The organism is Pseudoduganella rivuli, from assembly GCF_009674485.1.
In the GTDB taxonomy this organism is placed as follows: Bacteria; Pseudomonadota; Gammaproteobacteria; order Burkholderiales; family Burkholderiaceae_D; genus Rugamonas; species Rugamonas rivuli_B.
The window spans coordinates 317,408-338,064 of sequence record NZ_WKJJ01000009.1; the positions used below are offsets into that span (position 1 = coordinate 317,408).

Genomic DNA, 20,657 nt, shown 5'->3' on the forward strand with positions numbered 1-20,657 from the left:
TCAGCGCGCCAGTGGATTGGCGCTGCTTAAATCCGGACGCTGGCTGGCAATGATGCGCCACACGTCGCGCGCTTCGTCCACCATGCCACGGTCGCGCAGGATTGCCACGTACAGCACCCATTCCTCGACGGCCGCGCCGGAAGACGGACGCAAGCCCAGCACGCTGTCCGCTTCGGCCTGCGTGGCCATGGAAAATTCCGCCGACGCGCTGCGCTGCTGGCCATCCGGCGCGGCGCCGCTGACACTCCAGCGGTAATCCTTGCCCTGGGCCAGTTTGGCGCCGGCAGGCAATTCCCACACCATGCCATCGACGGTGGCGCGCTGCACCACGGTGTCAGGCAATTCCGTGACCGTGACGTCGAAGGTGCCCGGCTCCGGCGCGCTCCACTGGAAGCGGGGACGGGGATTGACTTGCTTGCTGCGGTTCGATGGCGACAGCATGGCGATATCCTGTCCCAGCGCCCGCATCTTGAAGGCGGCGGCGCCCAGGTTCGGGTTGACGGCGGCCTGCACGATTTTTTCCGCCAGCGACTTCGTCACGGGCGGCTTGCCGCTGATGACTTTCAAGCCATCGGCGCTGACTTCCGCCATCACCGGGCCGGTCATCTGGTAAATCAGCTTCGCCCCATAGTGCGACACGGACGCCTTGCTGACGGCGTCCAGCTTGATTTTCGCGCCGGCTTTCACGTAGCCCAGCAATTGCAGCTTGCCGACCGTTTCCTTGTTGTCGCGGTCTTTCTGCAGCACTTCGCCGCTGCCCTGCACGTCGAGCACCATGCCAACCACGTCGGCCGGGCCCGCCGCGAATGCCGGCTGCGCGATCGCCGCGCAAGCGAGCAGGAACGCCGCTCCGAACCACTTCCACGCTTTATTTATCATGACTCCCTCCCCTGTTTTCACTGCGATGTCTGATCCTGTGGCAAGGCACCCAGCGCGGCCTCGATGTCTTTGACGGCGGCAGTCTTGCCCGCTGCCTGCGCAACCGCCAGCGCGCGCCGCCAATAACGGCGCTGCGCCGCCACGTCGCTGCCCGCATGCCCCAGCAACTGCAAGTCCTGCAACACCTTGTCCGGCAACCCGCCCTCCTTGTCCAGCGCCAGCGCCTGCAACAGCGCAGCCTCCGCCGCCGCCTTTTGTCCCAGCGCCAGTTGCGCCGCGCCCTGCAGGCGCAAGGCATTGGCTTTTTCCACCGCGTCGTCGCCGCTTTTCGCCAGCGCTTCACCGGCGCTTTTCAATGCGTCCTCGGCGTTGCCCCGTTGCAGCGCCAGCCGCGCAGCCAGGCCGTTCAATTTGCCGGCCAGCGCGCAATCGCCGCACAAGGCGGCGCCCTCGCGCTGCCATTTGTCGGCCGCGCCGGCGTCATTGCGCTGCAGCGCCAGCAGCGCATGCTGCAATGCCGCTTCCGCCCGCCGCTGCGGACTGAATACAACGCCGCCGCCATCGAGCAACCGGTCCAGCATGGCGGCCGCCAGCTCCGGCTTGCCCAGCCGCTGGTAGCACTGCGCCAGATTCAGCAAATTAAGGGCAATGCCCTCTTCGTTTTCCACCGCCCGTTCCAGCTGCAACGCCGCCTCGAACGCATGCAGCGCGCGCACGGTGTCGCCCGCCGCAAAACTGTCCATGCCCTGGCGGTTCAGCGCCACCGCCTGCGCCTGGCTCGGCGACAGCACTTTCTGCGTGCCGCACGCTGCCAGCAGCGCCATGCACAGCACCGCCATCAGCAGCGCCCGCATCGTGGCCGGCAAGCAGGGGCCGTTCATTTCTGATCCTTCACTGGCGGCTGCGGTGGTTGCTGCGGCTGCGCCGGCTGGGGCATCAACGGCAACGGCAAATCCTGCTGGCTGTCGATGGCCACGCCGCGCGCTTGCGGCGGCGGCAGCCACAAGCGCATCGGCCAGCTCTTGGTCGCGCCCTGCATCAGGCGCGTGCCATCCGCGCCGATCTGCTGCGCATCCTGCAGCAAGCCTGGCGCCGCCTGTTCCGTGTCCCCGGTGATGCGTTTGACGCTGGCGCCCGCCGCCTGCAAATCCGTCACGGTCTTGTCGGCCTTGTCCAGCAGGACGGGCAACTTGCTGTTGACCGCGTCCAGCGCACGGTCAGTCTTGTCCAGGCTGCGTTCGGTCCGCACTTCCAGCTGATGCATGTCGTCGCCCGCGCGCCGCACCGTCTGTTCCAACCGCTCGGCCGTGGCCGGCAGCGTTTCCATGGCATTGGCCGCCGCGCTGATCGCGCCCTGGAATTTACCTTTCGGGTCATTCAGGCTGGCGCCCAGCGTGGTCGCGTGTTCGATCACCGGCGCCAGCGTTTCCTGGAAATGCGTGGCGATTTCCGCCAGGCCCGGCGTGCGCTCATAGGCCAGCACGTCGCCCGCGCCGACCGGCCGTGCATCGTAGCGCTGCGGGTGCAGTTCGATGACGTTCGGCCCCAGCATGCCTTCCTGCGTCAGCTTGGCGATCGTGGTGCGGGGAATGTAACCCATGTAATTGCGGTAAATGCCCAGCTCCACGCGCACCCGCAAGTTCGATTGCACGGTGGGCGGCAGCAATGCGATGCGGTCGACCGCACCAACGATAAAACCATTGAGCTTGACCGGCATGCCCGGCGTCATGCCGGCCGCTGTCGGCGCCAGAAAGTGGATGCGCTCCTTGCTGCTCAACATGCCCTGCTGCGACGCGGTGTACACGAACCATGCCGCCAGCGCCAGCAGCGCGGGCATGGCCAGCAGCCACGCCCTGCGCGCCAGCGGCGGCGCCGCCGTGGAAAATGGCAGGTGCTTGCTCACAGGTGCACCACGTCGGTCACGCCCAGGCCGGCGGGCAAGGGGCCGCGCTGCAAATAGCAGACGGCGCGCAGCGGAAAGCGGCGCCGGTACAGCGCAGGCAAGTGCAGCAAATTATCCGCATCGTCATGTTCATAAACCCGGTCGAACAGCAGGCATTCCGGATGGCGCAGCCACATTTGCAGGAAGTTGATTTCCACCTGCATATGCCACGGCAAGCCGGACACCAGGTAGCCCGGACTCACACCGGACAATAAACCGGTGTCGTCCAGCGCCTGGTCCACCGCGCGCCAGAAGCGCTTGCGGGCCGGCCCCGCCGGTTCCAGCAATGCGATATTGTCGCGCACGCTGAGCTGGCTCAGCACCGTGGCCTTGCGCGACACGAGGCCGATCTGGTGCACCGCCACCTTGCGCCGCACACGGTGCCGGCCAACATGGAATTCCGTATGGTCTTCATGTTCCGGCAACAGCAACTGGTCGACGAAGGCGCCGCAGTCCGTGCGGCGCGCGCACGCGATGGAACTGATCCGTCCCTGCATCAGCGCATGCTCGCTGCCATCGTCGCCGGTGAATTCTATCAACGGATACATCAGGTCCCCGCCGCCAACGGGCCGTACAGCAGCACGGCCGCTACGATATTCAACAGCAGCAGGCCGAACACGCTTTGCATGACGGCGCGGCCCACCGTGTCGGGCAAGCTGGTATGGTCGCTGCGGCCCAGCCCATGCCATGCCGCCACGCTGGCAATCACCAGGCCGAAGCCCATGCTTTTCACGGCCACGTAGGCCACGTCGCGCGGCGACAGCACCAGCGCCAGGTGCGTGAACAATTCGCGCGCAGGCAATTCCAGCAGCACGGCGGCAATCACGATGCCACCCGCGACGGCGGCCGCCTCCACATACACGGTCAGCAATACGCACGCGCAGATACAGGCCAGCACCATCGGCACGGCCAGGTAATCGCGCGTCGACAACCCCAGCAGGCGCAGGCTGCGCGCTTCGCCATCGTGCTGCATGCTACCGAGCCGCGCGGTCATCATGGTGCCTGTGCGCAGCAGCACGGGAATGGCCACCAGCATCGGGCCCGCTTCCCGCACCAGCAGCACGGCCAGCAGGCGCACCGCCAGTTCCGGGCTGGCGGTTATGGTGCGCACCAGCAGAGCGATCAGCAACGTGCCCGCCACGGCGGCGGCCAGGCTGGTGCTGGCCAGCCCCCGCGCGCCCATGTCCAGCAACAGGCGCAGGAAGCGGCTGCGGTGCGGCGGGCGGCCCAGCACGTGGATGTGGCGCAGCGCATAGCCGGCCATCGCCAGCGCGCCGGCGGCGTCGGACCACAGCGGACGGGCCGGATGCGACATCACGCCCCCTGCCCGGTCAGGTAAAACGCGGCCCAGTAGCGGGGTTCGGGGAATTTCTTCCACAGCGCCTGCTGCGCTTCCTGCAGCGCCTGCGCCTTGCCCTGTCCGGCGCGCAGCTTTTCATAAAACGTCACCATCAAATCCGCCGTCGCCTCATCGTCCACTTCCCACAAGCTGGCAATGATATTGCTACTGCCCGCATACAGGAAGCCCCGCGTCATGCCGATCAAGTCATCGCCGCTCATTGCGCGGTTCAAACCTGTCTCGCAGGCGGACAGGGTCACCAGGTCCGCGTCCAGCTGCAAGCCATAGATTTCCGATACGGTCAGCGAGCCGTCGTTCTTTTTGTCGGCGGCCAGCGCCAGCCGCGATTGCAGCGGCACGTCGGCGCGGAACTGGCCATGGGCGGCCACGTGCAGGAAACGGAATTGCGGCGCGACGTCCTTGAACGCGGATTCCGACGCCACGGCGCGCGTCAGCAAACGGCTGCCGGGCAGCATGGTGGAAATCTTGCGCGCTTCCTCTTCCGCGGCGGGCAAATCCAGTTGTGGATTGCCCAGGTCCGGATTGCCGAACACCAACATGCTGTCCATTTTCGCGGCGCGCGGCGCGCGCAGGTATTGCTGCACGCTGGCGCTGGGCAGGAAGCGCAGCTGGTGCGCCGCCGGCAGGTAATCCTTGCCGTCATGAAGTGCGGCAAACGGCAGATAGTGCAGCGGGCCGTGCGGCACGATGACCAGGTGCCGGCCCGCGATCAGGCCCGAGACGGGCGCCAGCAGCTTGTTGTACAGCGCCTGGCCCGCCGCCAGCGCAGCCGCCTGCTGCGCCTCGATCTGGCTGCGGAAGGCGCGCACTTCGCGCTCCAGGCCGGCGCCATCGATCACCGCCGACTGGACCTGGTCCGCGCTGACGGCCACGATGGCCAACTGGCCGCCGTGCTGGTAATACTCGACCAGGACTTCGTTGGGACGCAAATAGCGCCGCACGTCGGCCAGCGACAATGCACCCACGCTGACCAGCGACGCCAGCGCGGGATCGGCTGCCTTCAACTGCAATACCTGCTGGCGCGCGGCGCTGCGCGATTCCGCGTTGCCGGCGCGCGCCATGTCCACCGGCAGTTGGGCCGCCGCCTGTTCGGCCGCCTGCTGGTACGACTTCAGCAGGCGCGCGCTGTCCGCGCTGCGCCCGGCCAGGGGCGTGCCGCCGCTGCGCCCGGCCAGCAGATCGACCAGCGCGCGGGACTTGCCCCGCTCCATCAATTCATAGGCCGTATCGGCCTGCTTCAGCGCCAATGCCAGCGTAATGGCGCGCGCATAAATCGCCTGCTTGTCGCCGACGAAGCCGATCTTGCTGGTTTCCGTATTGATGCTGGCGCGCTGTTCTTCCACCGTATCGATGGCCTGCTTCAGCCATGCCAGCGCGGACGCCTTGTCGCCCGCCTGCTCCGCAATGCGAGCCCGCTCCGACAGCAGCATCCAGTAAATTTCGCCGTTTTCCTTTACCTGCGGCAGCGCCAGTACACGGTCGAATCCTGCCTTCGCCTGGTCCAGCCGCCCCGTCTCCAGCAGCGCCTTGTTCAGCATGAAGGCGCGCGGCAATTCCACCCACACCCAGTTGTTCACACCGGTCAGGAAGCCGCCGGAAAACAGCTTGTCGAGGAAGATATTGACGGCAAACAGCTTGTCGCTGTTGAGCGCATCGAGCACGCCCTGCCAGTCGCCCAGCGCCATGCGCGCGCGCGCGATGGCCAACGCCTTGGCGCTGCTGTAGGCGGAAAACATGCTGCCCTGGCCCTTGACCATGCGGTCGACGATCTCCTGGCCCCTGGCCTTGTCGCCATTCAGCGCGTGGCCGATTGCGACCGCCGCCATGCTGTTGTACAGCATGTCGAGATCGTCGCTCTGGTCTTCTTCCAGCCACGCGACATTGGCCCGTGCAATCTTGATGGCGGCGTCGTACTGGCCCAGGTCCAGCAGCGCTTCGGCGCGCATCTGCCCCAGCGCCGGGGTCGCGTCGTCCAGCGCGAACAGGCGCGTGCTTTTATCGCCGCCTTTTTGCAGTTGCACGGCCAACTGGTCGAGGCACGCCATCAACTGCGTATAGCGTTTGGTCTTGGAATAGGCGTAGCACAGCGCATGGCGGTCGCGCGTATCCAGCGGTCCCCGCGCCGCCTGTTCTTCCAGCGCTTTCTCCAGCTGGTCGAAGCGGCCGCTGGCCGCCATGGCCACCTGGTCGGTGGTGCGGTCGGCCCACGCCGGCGCGCACAGCGCCAGCGCAAGCACCACCGCGGCTTTTTTCACAGAAATCACATTATCAGAACCAGTAACCGATATTGATGGTCACGCCCTTGGTTGCCTTGCCATGCACGTACGACAGGCCGCCACGCAGGAAACTGCGCGCATTGGCGGCATTGCGGTTGGTGCCAACCGTGACGCCGATTTCCTGGGTGTTATCGACGAATGGCTTGTCGCCCAGGTAACGGGTATCGATCAGCGAGAATTCCGCCGCCATTTTGCCCCCCATCATGGACGTCGGCATCGAATACATGATGCCGTTACGCGCCATGGTCAGCGCGATATCCGGGTCGAACGAGAAATCGCGGCTGGAGAACTTGCCGGTCTTGTAGTAGCCCAGCATATTGCCGACGGCGATCGCCTGGTTGCCGCCCAGCGCGAACACATAGGTGCTCATCAGGCTGGCCGACGCGATGGTGGACACGGTGGCGCGGTCTTTCGATGCGACGATCGAATACTTGCCGCCCGGCGTCAGCGTCCAGCGGTCATTCATCGGGTAGCGGTAAGAGATGCCGAAGCCGCCATGGTAGGTATCCGCCTCGCCCACTTTGACCAGCGCCAGCGGCAACGCAAACACCAGTTGGCGGCGCGGATCGATGTCATTGCGGATCGTGTACGACAGCGGCAGCGTCATGGAACGCACGCGGTCCGCGCTGCCATCGATATTGAAACTGGAATAACCGAGGCCCACGCCGATCAGGTTATTGCTGCCCGTGTCCATGCCGGCCGGGCCGGTGACGATCTGGCTCATCGGATCGAAGCTGGCGGCAAAATCGGCCTGTCCCGCCATCGGGATGGCCCCGCCCATGCCGGTGATCGCGCTGGTGGCCGAGTGCATGGCTTGGTAATTCATGATCTTGCCGATCAGGTCGGACTTTTTCACGAAGTCGATGAATTGTTCTTCGCTGTCGTCGCGGCTACTGCCGGTGAATTGGCCGGAAATACGCAGCTCCGGGAAGTTGTACGTCAGTGTGCGCGAATTGCTCGCATAGTTGAGGAAGACGCCCACATCATTGAAACGGCCCTGCACGTTGGCGGGCGACGTCTGGGTATAGCCGAGATTACTCAGCGTGAAATTGCGCACTGCGTCGATGAACACGTCAGAGCTGGATGCGCACAGCTGCTGACCGACGTTGGTGCCGACGTCGGCACGGAAGGAGTACGAGCGGTCGCAACCATTCACAGTGGAAAACTGGGCCATCGCTGGCGCCATGCAACCGCTGGCGACTGCCAGCGCAATGACTTTGCCTAATCTCATGCGGATACCCTTTCTTTATTGACAGAACCAGTGGTGAAAGTTCAAGAGACAGCGTATGCCGGACAACATTTACTTGCAATCAATTTTCCCCGGCTGTTGTATTCAAGTTCAGGGCTGGACAAGCGATGCCGGATTCCATATTAATTCCCTCGTGTTAATATTTATTTTTTAATATTTGGAGACTGTCGATGGGTGCCGCCGGCTGGATAAAATCAGCGCTGCTGGGCAGCGTCACGGCCACTTCGCCATGCGCCCCTGTCACGCCGCTGACGCTGCAACGGCCCGAAGGTCCGCGCCATTGCCTGCTGGGTATTCCCACTGCCGCACCAGCAGGCAAACGCCCGCTCGTGATCATCTTGCACGGCGCGGGCGCGTCGGCGGAACAAGTGCTGGGCCAGGCGTTTCCACCGTCGCCGTTATCCGTGTGGCTGGAAATCGCCGAACGCGAACACGTCATCATCGCCGCGCCGGATGCGGGCAAAGGCGGCTGGAATGAATGCTTTGCCAGCGCCGCGCGCGTGGCCAGGAAAGACGACGTGGCGCTGGTCGGCGCGCTGATCGACCATGCAGTTGTCGCCCATGGCGCGGACGAGGAGCGCGTGTACGTGATCGGCGTATCGCGCGGTGGCTGGATGGCGTACCGCATCGCAATGGAAATTCCGCACCGGCTGGCCGCGTTTTCCGCCGTGCTGGCCAGCATGCCGCCGCGCAGCCATCCGATGCAGCCACGCGCGCCATTGCCGGCGCTGATCGTGGGCGGGACCGCCGATCCACTGATGCCTTATGGTGGCGGCAAATACTGGTACACGCTGGGTTTCTCGAACCCCGTCAACAGTTTCGACGACAGCGCCCGTGTATGGCGCGAATTGGCCGGGCTGCCGGACACGCCGGACGTGACGCAACTGCCAGGCCGCCATGCGTGGGATAAAACCCGCGCCACCTTTACGTTGTGGGGCGAAGAGTCTGGGCAGTTACAAGTGGGACTGGTCCGCATCGATGGCGGCGGCCACGCGGAGCCCAGCGCCAGCCGCCGTTATCCGGACCTCATCAACAAGCTGGTGGGCGCGCAAAACGCCGACTTTGACATCGCGGAAACCGCGTGGGATTTCTTCCGCGACAAGCGCCTGGCGCGCCCGGCCGCACAGGGATTGCGCAGCGCATAATCGCCGCCCGGCTGTGCCTGCGCAACAGGCGTGTGGGCCGACGGCGTGACAATGCTCATTCCCCTGTCACAGCAAGGATTCCCTATGAGCCTGGCCGTCCTGAAAAGCCGCGCGCTGGCGGGCATGGAAGCCCCGGAAGTGAATGTGGAAGTCCACCTGGCCAACGGATTGCCGGCGTTCGCCATCGTTGGCTTGCCCGACACGGAAGTCAAGGAAGCGCGCCACCGCGTGCAAGCCGCCATCATGTCGTGCGGCTATGAAATGCCGGCCCAGCGCATCACCGTCAACCTGGCGCCGGCGGATTTACCCAAGGAGTCGGGCCGCTTTGATTTACCCATCGCGCTCGGCATCCTGGCCGCCTCTGGCCAGATTCCCACGTCGCCGCTGGATGATTACGAATTTGCCGGCGAGCTGTCGCTGACGGGTGAATTGCGCGCGATTCCCGGTGTGCTGGCGATGGCGTTTGCCATGCGGCGCAACGCCGCCCGCAAGCGGCGCGCCTTTATCCTGCCGCTGGCCAATGCGGCGGAAGCGGCGCTGGTGCAGGGCATGTCGATTTATCCCGCGCCTTCGCTGATCCAGGTGTGCGCGCATTTCTCCAGCTCGGATGGCAGCGCGCTGCTGCCGCGTCACGTTGTTACGCCGGAACTGGAGGCCGAAAATTACCCGGACCTGTCCGACGTCAAGGGACAGCAGGAAGCCAAGCGGGTGCTGGAAATTGCCGCGGCAGGTCGGCATAACCTGTTGCTGGTCGGGCCGCCGGGCGCCGGTAAAAGTATGCTGGCGCTGCGGCTGGGCGGCTTGCTGCCACCCATGACCGATGACGAAGCGCTGGAGTCAGCCGCCGTGCAATCGCTGGCAGGCTGCTTCAATACGGCGCGCTGGATGCGCAGGCCATTCCGGGCGCCGCACCACACGGCGTCCGGGCCGTCATTGGTCGGCGGTGGCGGCACGCCCCGTCCGGGCGAAATTTCGCTGGCGCACGGCGGCGTATTGTTCCTCGATGAACTGGCGGAATTCGACCGCCGCGTGCTGGACGTGCTGCGCCAGCCGATGGAGACGGGCACCATCACGGTGTCGCGCGCGTCGCACCATGTGGACTTTCCCGCCCGTTTCCAGCTGGTGGCCGCCATGAATGCCTGCCCTTGCGGTTACCACGGCCATCCCAGCGCCAAATGCAAATGCGCGCCCGACACCATCAACCGCTACCAGGGCAGGATTTCCGGCCCGTTGCTGGACCGCATGGATTTGCTGGTGTCCGTCAATCCGCTGACGGCCGATGAACTGGAGGCGGCGCCCGCCACCGATGCGTCGCCGATGGTGGCGCAGCGGGTGGCGCAGGCTTACAGCCGCCAACTGGAGCGGCAGGGCAAATCCAACCAGTTGCTGGGGACGCGCGAAGTGGAACGGTTGTGCAAACTGGACGCGCCCAGCCAGGCCCACCTGCGGGACAGCATGAAGCGGTTCGACTGGTCGGCGCGCGCCTATCACCGCGTATTGCGGGTGGCGCGCACCATCGCCGATCTCGACGCCTCGAAGGCCATCAAATTGAAGCACCTGACCGAAGCGATTCAATACCGGCGCGCGCTGGTGCTTACCACGTGAAGTCGTCGGGGATCTTGAAGTCGGCGTACGGATCGTCTTCCACCGGTGCGGCGCTGGCCTTGGCCCGCACCACGCGCGCTTCGTCGCGCTCGGCGATTTTGTCGGCAATCACGCGCGGCACCAGCTCGAAATGGTCGCCCATGCCGACGATCGCCAGGCGGCCCGCCACCAAGTGTTCCTGCACGGCGGCCGAGACATAAATCCGTTCGACCTTGGCGCCGTAAGTGAAGTTGTAGGCGATATCGCCGTTGCCCTTGTTCTGGCGATTTTTCTGCACCAGCTGGACGATTTGCGCCTGCACGGCTTTTTGTGCGGCCGCCGCGTCGCGCTGCGCATTGAGTTCGCGCGCCCGCTCGGCATTTTTACGCTGCAACTCCTGGGCCGCCAGTTTCGCTTCATCAACGCTTTGCTGGCCCGTGCGGCGTTCTTCCTTCTTTTGCTTGCTCTTGTCCTGGTTGACCTTGGTGACCTTCTTTTTGTCGACCAGACCGGCCTTCATTAATTGCTCTTGCAGCGAAACCATGCTGACTGACTCCATCACGGATACAAAAACGCCAGCATAGCAGATGGGCACTGCGTGCTAACATTTACGCATGAAAATCCGTTCCCTGCCCCTTGCCATACCGGCTGCGTTGACGACAGCCATCCTGCTGGCCGCATGCAGCCCGAAATTCGACTGGCGCGATTATCGCGGTCCGGTGACACCATATTCAGCCCTGTTCCCCAGCAAGCCCGCGACACAAACCCGCCAGGTCAACCTGGGCGAAGACAAAGTCGATATGCATATGGCGGCGGCGGAAATCGACGGCGTCACCTTTGCCGTCGGCAGCGCGGAACTGCCGGATGCGGCCCGCGCCCAGGCTGCCATCACGGCAATGAAAGGCACGATGGTGAAAAACCTGAACGCCACCGTCACGTCGGAAAAACAGGAGAGCAGTTCGGCGGGCGGCGCGCAGCGCTCCACGATCGCAGTGGAAGCCAAAGGTTCGCGCAATGGTGAAGCCATGGTGCTGTACGGGCGCTTTGTCGCCAAAGACAAACGCGTGTACCAAGCCATCGTGGCCGGACGGGAAAAACACGTGGATAAAGAAGCTGTCGATATGTTCCTGACATCGTTTAAAACCGATTAAGCGGCCCAGCTAACCGGACAGTAAAGACTGTTAGTGTGCAAGTCCGTAAGTCGTGCTATCTTTTCAGCACGGACAACAACAGGACAGGACAGTGCCATGATCACGTTTAAATCCAAATCCTCTCCGGCAGTCATGATGTACCAGGAGCACGCGGAACGCATTCTTGAAGTATTGAACAAGAGTCCGGCGCGTGGCGTGATCACCGCAGCAGAAGCGCCCGGCGTGCTGGCGCTGCTGGAAAAAGAAGTCCAGCTCAGCAAACAGCACATCGAAGACCTGGATATCGAACACCATAAAGACACCACGCATAACGTGGATGCACTCGACGGTGACGGGTCGGAACTGGCGGAAAAACAGCATGTCGGCTTCGGCCAGCGGGTCTATCCGCTGCTGCAGATGCTGCGTTCGTCAGTGGCGGAAGGCCACGACATCCTCTGGGGCGTGTAGGCCGGCATTGTCCCTGAATACCCGGCTGCGCACGTCGCGGCCGGAGTTCCTGCGCCTGCGCGGCGCAAAGCCGTTTCACAGCCCTGTTCGAGATGGTGATCAGGCAATGCCTAGCTCGCGGGCCTTATGGATTAACTGCACCACGTTGTTCACTGACAATTTACGCATCAAGTTTTCCCGATGCTTGTCCACGGTCTTGGCCGACAGGTGCAACTGTTCAGCCACCTCCGCTGTCGCCAGCCCCTGGTAGATCAGTTGCAGGATTTGCCGCTCACGCGGCGTGAGCCCATGATCGACCGCATCGGCCTGCCGCTGCACGGCCTCCGGCACCACGGTTTTGCCGGACATTACATCGGATATACAACGCAGCAACTCGGGCGCAGTCGCGTCCTTGAGCAGCACCGCATCCGCGCGCGCATCGATCAGTTGCCGATACGCCATTCCCGACTGCGCGCCCGTCAGCGCAATCACCTTCAAGCCGGGATCGCGCTGCTTGCAATACGCCAGCACGGCGCTCGATTCCCCGCCCGGCATGTGGTAATCAAGGATTAACAGGTCTGGCTTGTGCAGCTGCACAAGCTGGGGCAAGCCTTCCAGCCGGTCGGCTTCCGCCACGACGGCATAGCCGGGCTGCGCCTGCAGCAGCATGGCCAGTCCCTGGCGAAAAATAGCGTGGTCGTCAGCAAGGATGATTTGCATGGGGAGATGATAAAATTTCCGAATAGCATTACATCTTACAGGACAGCCCGCTGTGTTATTGCTGCTGCGCGCCTTGCTGGCGTATTTACTGCTGGCGCCGGTATGGCAAGCCCGGGCCTACGATTGCGTGGCCATTCATGCTGCGCCATTGGTCCTGGAGCCATGCATGCGAGCCGCCAGCGCCCCTCCCGGGGCGCCGGCCGGTTTGCGCTGGCACCATATCACGGCAACGCCGGCCGCCGCCAATTCCCTGCTCGACCTCGGTTTGCCGGACGCCTTCGAACTGGTGGTGTTGCAACGCAGCGGCGGCAGCTGGCAAACGCTGGCCAGGCTCGACGAACACAGCCGGTACCGCGACCGCCCCTTGCGCCATAGAAAACTGGTGGTACCCCTGGCGCCTGGCAGTGGACAGGTGGAGGTGCTGGTGGGTTTTCGCACCCATGGCACCACGCCGCTGACGCCGCGCCTGCTGACGCGGGAACAATTGATCGACGACGATACCCGCGCCGACCTCGCCAACGGTATTATTTTCGGCATCATGCTGGTCCTGGTCCCCCTGCTGGCTGTCGGGCTGGGGACACACCAAAACAACAGTTACCGGATTTATGCGGGTCTGGTGGTCACCAGTGTCTTGTTCATCGCCCAGACCGAAGGCTATTGGCTGCAATTTGCGTGGCCCGATTCGCCCGCATGGAACATGGCCATCCCGGAAATACTGGCCCTGATGATGATGGGCTGGCACGGCGCCTTCGCCATCAGCCTGCTGCAAATGCGCTGGCGCATGCCGCGCCTGTACTTCGGCAACCTGGTGCTGCTGGCGGCGGCAGGGCTGACCATGGTCGTGCACTGGTTCCACCCCATGACCATCTGGGCGCTGGCCCTGACCTCCACTTATGGCTTGCTGGCCCTGGCCTGCGCCTGGGAAGCCGTGCGTCAAAACGTGCCGGCAGCCCGTTTTTACCTGCTCGGCGTATTGTCGCTGTGTATCTGCAGCATCTTGATGACCGGCATGACCATGCTCTGGTTCAACCCGTTCCCTGGCGTGCCTATGCTGGCCTTCCCCAAGTTTGGCTACCTGGGTGAAACCTTTTTCTTTGGCGCCGCCGTGCTCAGCCAACTCCGGCTGCAAAGCGAGCAGCGCGCGGCGTTGCGCCTGCAGCGGCTGGCGGAAAACGAACAATTGCTGCAAGCGGAACAAACGCGCTTCGCCGCCATGGCCGAGGCAGAACAGCACAAGCTCCGCCTGGCTTCCGCCAGCCACGACATTTCCCAGCCGCTGGCGTCCATCCGCTACGCAATCGCGGCGCTGCGCCAGCACCAGGACAACCTGCCTATCGCCACCCATATCGACAACACGCTCAATTACGCGCAAACCCTGTTGAACGACATGATGGCGCAATGCCGGCGCGATGCAGTGGGGCCGGAACCCATCCAACTTGCCGACCTGTTTATCCAACTGCAACAGGAATTCGCGGCGGCGGCTCGCCACAAGGGATTGCGCCTGCGCGTCCACCCGCCCGGCGGGCATGCGGCCGGCTCCGCCCTGCTGCTGTACCGCATCCTGAACAACTTGCTGGCCAACGCCATCCGCTACACGCCGCACGGCGCCGTGCTGCTGGGCGCGCGACGGCGCGCCAATGGCATTGAAATCCAGGTCTGGGACACCGGTCCCGGCATTGCCCCTGCCATGCAGCGCAAGCTGATGGCGCCCTGGCAGCAAGGCGACGGAGCCAGCCAGGGGTTCGGCCTGGGCTTGTTCATTGTCCGCAACCTGTGCGAACAATGCGGATACGCATTCACGATCCATTCCATCCCCGGCCGCGGCACCGGCTTCTGCATCCACTTGCCCAACTGACAAATTACGGTGTTTTCCGTATGTTCCCACCCGGTGCGGGTGCCTAGACTGCGTGGCATTGTTGATCACCACGGAGCACACCATGTTTGCAGCTATCCGCGTCGCGCTGTGGCGCGCGCTATGCCACCTGGCCGACTGGCGGGGCCACTGGCGCTACCTGACGGGATGCCCGGCCATCGATGTTGCCATCATCACCAATGTGCGCGATGACGCCGAGCGCCATTTGTTCTGGGGCCGCTGGCGCCCCCGCAGCGGCCACGCCAACGGCGCCCGCATTTACCTGAACGGCGTGGCCGGCCGCGTGCGCGGCCTCGATGTCACCGCCGCAGAACTGATGACCAAGGAAGGGCGCCAGCGGGGCCGCGCCCTGTTCATGGACGCCGTGCGCTGGTCCCATGCGCGCGGCGCGCGCGTGGTGTTGCTGGCGGCATCGACCAAGCGCCTGTTTGGCCGCGATGGCGCCGCCCTGAAGGCAGCCTTCCCCGACGTGCTGTTCACCATCGGTGACAACGGGACCGCCCTGCTGCTGTGCCAGGATGTCCAGCGCGCGCTGGACAATGCCGGCATCGGTCGAGGCGCGCGCGTGCTGGTGATCGGCCCCTATGGCATTCTCGGCACGGAAGTCACCTGCTATTTGCAAGCCCAGGGCTACCGCGTGGCCGGCTTTGGCACCACGCGCGCCCTGCTGGCCGATTTCGGCCGGCGCTTTCCCGGCATCGCCCTGTTCCGCGATGTATGCAATGTGGGTGAGGTGGATGCGGTGGTTGCCTGCACCCATAGCGCGGAAGCCAAACTGGACTTGATGGCCATCAGCAAACTGCGGCGCACCGGCCGCAAATTGCTGGTGGTCGATGTGGCGGAACCGGCCAACCTGGATGCCGCCACCTATGCCAACTGCCACCGCGCGGTGGTGCGCCAGGATGCCGGCAATGCCAGTTCTCCCATGGTCACCTATGTGCTGGGCTCGCTTTCGTCGGGCATGCTGAAACTGGCGCACCGCACTGTGTTTGGCTGCTTTGCCGAAGCCCTGACCCTGCATCACGCGATCTACCGCGAACAGCAATACCAGCGCCTGAACCAGGACTGGTTTACTGTCAGCAACGCCAACATGGCGGTGCTGGCGCAGGCATTCCAGTCGGTCAGCGTCACGGTGGCGGCGCCCCACTGCTTTGGACAGCCACTCCCCAATTTCAACCTGAAACTGGCGGGCGACACCCGCATCGCTGCCGTGCGGGGGCGCACGGCGCAAGTGGAAAGGAACGTGGCATGACACTGCTTCCAACACGCAGCCGCGCCGCCCTGGTGCTGGCCATTGCCACTGCCGTGCTGGCGATCTTTACCTGGCTGAACTTGCGGGTCCCGGCAGCCGGCATCGTGCAGGATGCGCTGCTGGACCAGCAAAACGCCTACTACCTGGCGCAGAAACAGGTCGATCGCATCGGCGGCTTGCGCCAGGGCGATCCCATGAGTTTTGTGCTGTCGTTCCCGCAAGGGCTCGACGAACAAGGCATGGCACAGTTGATCCGCATGACCCGGGAATTGCGCCAGCGCTTCCCGCAAGCCGTGGTCTGGAGCCTGGCCGCGGACAGTTACGCCTATCGCGCCGATGCGGGTGAACTGGCCAGTACGCCGCACCTGGATCCGGCCTGGCTGCGGCCTGACGGCCAACTGCAAATGCCGGTGCCGATGGCGCAGTGGCGTGCACAGGTGGCTGCCGATCCCACTGCATCCGGCCTGCTGGTCGGCAAGGACTTCCGTTACGCGCAAATCCTGCTGTTCACGCCGGAGCAAACCAATGAGCTGGACCTGGTGCGCCAAGTAGCCGAGTACCTTGAACAGCGCCCGATCCACGCCCTCGAATGGCTGCTGCTGAAGGGCGACATCAAGCCGGCGTCGCCCTACGCCAATGTGTCGCTGGGCGGCTGGTCGGTCGGACGCGGCCTGATGCACTTCGCGCTGATGTCCGACGTGCTGTTTTACTCGACCATCGGCCTGGTGATTGCCACGCTGGCGGCGCTGCTGGCCTTGAAATCGCTGAAACAGGCACTGTACAGCTCCACCTGCATTTTCGCGTCGTTCGTGCTGGTGCGCGGAACCGTTGCCCTGTGCGGCTTACTGGGCCTGGACTTCTTCGGCGCACCGCTGGCCGAGCGCGTGTATTTCCTGCTGGTGCTGTCGGCCATGATCGTGGCCGGCATTTCCTTCAATACCCGCGCCCTCGAGCGCTACAACGAATTGCAGGCGCGCCAACCCGGCGCCGCCCCGGCCGCGCTGTGGCGCCAGGTAGGCCGCCACAGCTTGCCGCTGAACGTGGCGGCGCTGGTTGCCATCCTCAATTTCGCCACGCTGCCGCAAATCGGCATCCGCGGCATCATGGAAGTGGGTGTCTTGTCGGCTATCGGCATCGTCTACCAGCGTGTACTGGTCAGCATGCTGTTGCCCGCGTTGCACATCACATTCGGCGGCACGCCCGGCGCCGTGAATACGGGCCATGCCAGCCTGGCGCAGCGCCAGTGGGAACGCATGATCCACGCCTTGCCGCGCGCCTGCCACCGGCTGATCGTGCGTCTCGACCGGTCCGCGCCCGGCCGTGCCGCCATGGCATCGCTGCTGGCCTGCGCCGTCACAGTCGGCGGCGCCATGGCGGTGGTGGTGCATGACTGGCTGGCGGACGAAAAATGGATCGTGGTGCAGGAAAAGCCGATCGATTACCTGCCCAACACCATTGTCGACCGTGGCCGTGCATTGCTGAACAGTACCGGCCACACGGGCTTCGGCCGCTTGTCGTACCTGGTCGTGCCAGCGGCACAATACGCCGGGGCGGCCGTGGAACGACCCGAATTCCTGCAGCGCGCCTGGGAATTGCAGCGCAAGCTGGCCGCCCTGCCGGAAGCGCGCGGCGCCAACTCCGTCCTCGACACGCTCGCCTACATGCAGCAGCAGGAAGCTGGCGGCGCCGGCAGGGACGCCATGCCTGGCACCATTCAACAAGCGCACGACCGCTTGCAGCAAATCCGCTGGGACCTGACGCAACCTGCGCTGGCGCGCTACCTGTGGGCCGATGCCGGCGTGGCGCTGTACCTGTCCCACCCGGCCGACAATTCGACCAGCCTGCGCGTATTTGCCGCCCATGCCGAGGCGGTGGCCGCGCGCGACTTCCCCGACTTGCGCATGCTGCCCTACGGCCCGCTGCACAGCTATCACCAGACCGACTTGTATATCAGCCAGGGCAAACCGCTGAATGTACTGCTGTCCTTCCCGCTGGTGATCGTCAGCTGCGCGCTGTGGCTGGGGTGGCTGGCGCGCCGCGCCCCGCGCCTCGCAGCCTTGCGTCCCTGGGCCACGGCATGCGCCATGACGGTGCCGTTCCTGTTTGCGTATGCCGCCATTGTCTTGCTGATGGCCGCATTCCACATCCCGCTGGACCAGGCCACGGCATGCGCCACGGCGCTGGGCATCAATGCGGCCATCGACTTCGACCTGTACCTGATCGACGACTATCGCGCCGCCCTTGAACAGGGACTGGACCGCAACCAGGCATTGCAGCGCGCCCTTGCTGAGCGTGGCTATATCACCCTGACGGATGCGGCCCTGAATGGCATTTGCTTCAGCTTCCTGATGCTGTCGCCCTTCCTGCCGATCCAGCGCCTCGGCGTAATCATGCTGGTGATGCTGGCCACCTGCGCACTGGGCGCCATCCTGCTGATGCCTGCCTTGCTGCCGCTGTGCAGTCGCGCGCCGCGTGCGCAGGCTTCCCAGCCACAACCTCAATTAATGGAGCAACACGAATGAAAACATGGATCGCCACGACACTGCTGGCTTGCGCAGCCATCTACCCGGCGGCATGCGGCGCGGCGGAACAGGATGCGCGCGGCGCCATTGCGCACGCCTGGCAGCAATACCAGGCCGGCGTGCAAACAGAACGGGAACTGGTGGAAGTCCAGGTCACGCAAGCGGGCCAGGCGCTGCCTTCCAAACTGCTGTGGCGCCGCATACGGTATGGGGAGCAGGGGCAGCGCGTGTCGGTAAAATTCCTCGAACCGCTGGCCGACCTGGGGCTGGCCCTGCTCATCGAGCGCAATATCAGCGCGCCCGACCAGATCTGGCTGCGCCAGCCTTCGTGGAGCGCTGCGCGCAAGGTGGCGGGCAACCGCGAAACCCGCTATTTCGCCGATACGGCGTTCACATTCGAAGACAACAAGCAATTGATCGGCGAGCAAACCGCGTTGTTCGAATACCGCTATGCCAGCCAGGGCGCGGGCGGCGCCGTTGTAACGGCCACGCCCAAGGCCGGCACGGTCAGCGGCTACAGCCGGCGCGACATCGCGCTTAACAGCCAGGGCGTGCCAGTCCGCATCGACTACTTTGACGAAGGCGCGCAAGCCCTGAAGACCCTGACCTTTGAAGAATTGAGCTACCCCGCCCCGGGCCGCTGGCGTGCCGACCGCATCGTGCTGCGCCAGCGCGACGGCAGCCAGACCGTGCTCAAGGTACGCAAGCGCCTGTTCAACGACGCGCTGGGCGAACGGGTATTCAGCCAGCCATACATGATGGAGAACGATAGTGTCCGTGGTGATTAAACGCAGTGTCCTGGCGCTGCTGGCCACACTGCCAACGCTGGCGCAAGCGATGGAGCAGCATGGAGAAATCGTATGGTGGCAAGCGGCCGCACGCGGATCGCCGCTGGAATTGCGCTGGACGCATGAAGCGGGTGGCGACACGGGTGACGGGATGGAATGGAAGATGGAACCGGAACTGATGCTGCGCGAAAGCGTGGGCAGGCCCGCGTGGTGGAACAATGGTCAGGGCACACCTGTCGCCAGCCTGCGGCGTGCTTATGCAGGCCTGCGCGGAGCCGACTGGCAAATCAGGCTGGGCAAGCAGGTATTCGACTGGAGCCAGACCGATATCGTCAGTCCTGCGGACTTGCTTAACCCTCGCGACTGGTCCGACATCACGCGTGTACGCAAACTGGCTGCGCCTGCGGCCAGTTTGCGTTATGGCGGGCAGACCAGCGTGGAAGTGGTATGGCTGCCGCAACAACAGCCGTCACACCTGCCGGCCGGAGCATGGCTGCCGCCGGCTGCAGCCGGGTTGCAGGCGCCGCAACACGCCAATGGGTCGCAGACTGGAGTGCGTCTGGCGGGCAACTGGATGCAAGCCGACTGGAGCGCTGTAGTGTACCGGGGCCACAGCACGGCGCCCGCCATCGCGCTGGAACCGGGGCCAAGGTTGCACGCCTGGTTCCAGCCACTGCGCGCGGCCGCGTTGACGCTGGCCCGCCAGGCTGGCGACAGTCAGGTGGCCCGGCTGGAAGTGGCGCGCTACCAGCAAGCCGGTGGCAGCTTTATCCAATATGTGGCCAGCATCGACAAGGAAGCCGGTGACTGGCTGCATGCGGGCGACACACTGTATGCGATCGTGCAATATGCCGGCAGCACTCAGCGCGCGCAAGCCGTGGACCGCCTGGGATGGCCGGATTTCCGCCGCGTGCTCGAGCAGAACATCATGTTCAAGGCCAGTTATGATCCGGATTCCAACCAGCGCAGCCTGGTGGAATTGTCCGGCGTCTGGAATACGCAGGCGCACGACAGCTATTGGCGCGCCAGTTGGCAGCGGCGTGCTGGCAATGCGCTGACCATGACCATCGCAGGCCTTGCCATGCGCGGCCAGCCACACACTTTCTGGGGTGCCTACCGCGGCAACAACCGCATTACGCTGGAATTGAGCTGGAAGTATTAACGCGCAGCAGGCCCAAGCTCAAAGCAAAAAACCCCGCCAGAGCTAACTGACGGGGTTTTTCTATATAACTAGCCTGACGATAACCTACTTTCACACTGGTTGCAGCACTATCATCGGCGCAAAGTCGTTTCACGGTCCTGTTCGGGATGGGAAGGGGTGGGACCGACTTGCTATGGTCATCAGGCTTTGACTTGTCGCGTTACTGGCTATGGCCAGCAACTGCAATCCGGAAGAAGTAAATTTGGGTAACTCATCATCGAGTAAATGCGTATAACCGGCAAGGTTATAGGGACAAGCCGTACGGGCAATTAGTACTGGTTAGCTTAAT

At 64.1% G+C, this 20,657-nt stretch carries 18 protein-coding genes and 1 rRNA gene; 9 read left to right on the forward strand and 10 right to left on the reverse strand.

Annotated elements, in window-relative coordinates:
* Genes GJ700_RS16420 through GJ700_RS16450 form a run of 7 tightly spaced genes read right to left on the reverse strand, consistent with a single transcriptional unit; the run spans nucleotide 1 to nucleotide 7,688 of the window.
* Complete coding sequence (locus GJ700_RS16420; RefSeq protein WP_154375708.1) at nucleotides 1-879, reverse strand: hypothetical protein; 879 nt, start codon at nucleotides 877-879, stop codon at nucleotides 1-3.
* A gap of 17 nt (nucleotides 880-896) precedes the next feature.
* Nucleotides 897-1,760: a tetratricopeptide repeat protein gene (locus GJ700_RS16425; RefSeq protein WP_154375709.1), complete on the reverse strand. Its 864-nt coding sequence runs from the start codon at nucleotides 1,758-1,760 to the stop codon at nucleotides 897-899.
* Nucleotides 1,757-2,782 (reverse strand): MlaD family protein, encoded by a 1,026-nt coding sequence (locus tag GJ700_RS16430; protein ID WP_154375711.1) that lies wholly within the window; start codon nucleotides 2,780-2,782, stop codon nucleotides 1,757-1,759. The genes GJ700_RS16425 and GJ700_RS16430 overlap by 4 nt, the downstream gene beginning before the upstream one ends.
* Entirely contained in the window at nucleotides 2,779-3,369 is a 591-nt protein-coding gene (locus tag GJ700_RS16435; protein WP_154375713.1) for a hypothetical protein, read from the reverse strand. The genes GJ700_RS16430 and GJ700_RS16435 overlap by 4 nt, the downstream gene beginning before the upstream one ends.
* Nucleotides 3,369-4,136, reverse strand: a complete 768-nt coding sequence (locus GJ700_RS16440; protein ID WP_154375715.1) for an ABC transporter permease — start codon at nucleotides 4,134-4,136, stop codon at nucleotides 3,369-3,371. Before GJ700_RS16440 ends, GJ700_RS16435 begins: the two co-directional genes overlap by 1 nt.
* A complete protein-coding gene (locus tag GJ700_RS36115; protein ID WP_154375717.1) occupies nucleotides 4,136-6,436 on the reverse strand; it encodes a CHAT domain-containing protein in 2,301 nt (766 codons plus the stop codon). Before GJ700_RS36115 ends, GJ700_RS16440 begins: the two co-directional genes overlap by 1 nt.
* A 13-nt stretch (nucleotides 6,437-6,449) precedes the next feature.
* Nucleotides 6,450-7,688 (reverse strand): hypothetical protein, encoded by a 1,239-nt coding sequence (locus GJ700_RS16450; protein ID WP_154375719.1) that lies wholly within the window; start codon nucleotides 7,686-7,688, stop codon nucleotides 6,450-6,452.
* 188 nt (nucleotides 7,689-7,876) lie between these two features.
* Here GJ700_RS16450 and GJ700_RS16455 point away from each other — a divergent pair, with 188 nt between their 5' ends.
* Together GJ700_RS16455 and GJ700_RS16460 are read left to right on the forward strand one after the other, a co-directional pair.
* Nucleotides 7,877-8,851 carry a CE1 family esterase gene (locus GJ700_RS16455; protein WP_154375721.1) on the forward strand — a complete coding sequence of 325 codons (975 nt, stop codon included), beginning with the start codon at nucleotides 7,877-7,879 and terminating at the stop codon, nucleotides 8,849-8,851.
* 84 nt (nucleotides 8,852-8,935) lie between these two features.
* Entirely contained in the window at nucleotides 8,936-10,456 is a 1,521-nt protein-coding gene (locus GJ700_RS16460) for a YifB family Mg chelatase-like AAA ATPase (protein ID WP_154375723.1), read from the forward strand.
* Here GJ700_RS16460 and GJ700_RS16465 read toward each other — a convergent pair.
* Entirely contained in the window at nucleotides 10,446-10,979 is a 534-nt protein-coding gene (locus GJ700_RS16465; protein ID WP_154375725.1) for a DUF2058 domain-containing protein, read from the reverse strand. The two genes, GJ700_RS16460 and GJ700_RS16465, sit on opposite strands and share 11 nt — an antisense overlap.
* A gap of 70 nt (nucleotides 10,980-11,049) precedes the next feature.
* Here GJ700_RS16465 and GJ700_RS16470 point away from each other — a divergent pair, with 70 nt between their 5' ends.
* Together GJ700_RS16470 and GJ700_RS16475 are read left to right on the forward strand one after the other, a co-directional pair.
* Nucleotides 11,050-11,586 carry a hypothetical protein gene (locus GJ700_RS16470; RefSeq protein ID WP_154375727.1) on the forward strand — a complete coding sequence of 179 codons (537 nt, stop codon included), beginning with the start codon at nucleotides 11,050-11,052 and terminating at the stop codon, nucleotides 11,584-11,586.
* A 96-nt stretch (nucleotides 11,587-11,682) separates the two neighbouring features.
* Nucleotides 11,683-12,033 carry a DUF1840 domain-containing protein gene (locus GJ700_RS16475; protein ID WP_154375729.1) on the forward strand — a complete coding sequence of 117 codons (351 nt, stop codon included), beginning with the start codon at nucleotides 11,683-11,685 and terminating at the stop codon, nucleotides 12,031-12,033.
* 99 nt (nucleotides 12,034-12,132) lie between these two features.
* On the opposite strand, the gene GJ700_RS16480 is transcribed toward GJ700_RS16475, so the two are convergent.
* Nucleotides 12,133-12,732, reverse strand: a complete 600-nt coding sequence (locus GJ700_RS16480; protein WP_154375731.1) for a LuxR C-terminal-related transcriptional regulator — start codon at nucleotides 12,730-12,732, stop codon at nucleotides 12,133-12,135.
* Nucleotides 12,733-12,898: 166 nt separating this feature from the next.
* Here GJ700_RS16480 and GJ700_RS16485 point away from each other — a divergent pair, with 166 nt between their 5' ends.
* The 5 genes from GJ700_RS16485 (at nucleotide 12,899) to GJ700_RS16505 (ending at nucleotide 20,329) form a co-directional block, all read left to right on the forward strand.
* Nucleotides 12,899-14,587: a sensor histidine kinase gene (locus tag GJ700_RS16485; RefSeq protein WP_154375733.1), complete on the forward strand. Its 1,689-nt coding sequence runs from the start codon at nucleotides 12,899-12,901 to the stop codon at nucleotides 14,585-14,587.
* Between the two features lie 82 nt (nucleotides 14,588-14,669).
* Nucleotides 14,670-15,857 (forward strand): Rossmann-fold NAD(P)-binding domain-containing protein, encoded by a 1,188-nt coding sequence (locus GJ700_RS16490; protein ID WP_154375735.1) that lies wholly within the window; start codon nucleotides 14,670-14,672, stop codon nucleotides 15,855-15,857.
* A complete protein-coding gene (locus tag GJ700_RS16495) occupies nucleotides 15,854-18,379 on the forward strand; it encodes an MMPL family transporter (RefSeq protein WP_154375737.1) in 2,526 nt (841 codons plus the stop codon). The genes GJ700_RS16490 and GJ700_RS16495 overlap by 4 nt, the downstream gene beginning before the upstream one ends.
* Nucleotides 18,376-19,167: an outer membrane lipoprotein-sorting protein gene (locus GJ700_RS16500; protein WP_154375739.1), complete on the forward strand. Its 792-nt coding sequence runs from the start codon at nucleotides 18,376-18,378 to the stop codon at nucleotides 19,165-19,167. The genes GJ700_RS16495 and GJ700_RS16500 overlap by 4 nt, the downstream gene beginning before the upstream one ends.
* On the forward strand, nucleotides 19,151-20,329 hold the full coding sequence (locus GJ700_RS16505) for a hypothetical protein (protein WP_154375741.1): 1,179 nt from the start codon (nucleotides 19,151-19,153) through the stop codon (nucleotides 20,327-20,329). The genes GJ700_RS16500 and GJ700_RS16505 overlap by 17 nt, the downstream gene beginning before the upstream one ends.
* 71 nt (nucleotides 20,330-20,400) lie before the next feature.
* On the opposite strand, the gene rrf is transcribed toward GJ700_RS16505, so the two are convergent.
* A 5S ribosomal RNA gene (gene rrf / locus GJ700_RS16510) occupies nucleotides 20,401-20,513 on the reverse strand.
* Between the last annotated feature and the right edge of the window lie 144 nt (nucleotides 20,514-20,657).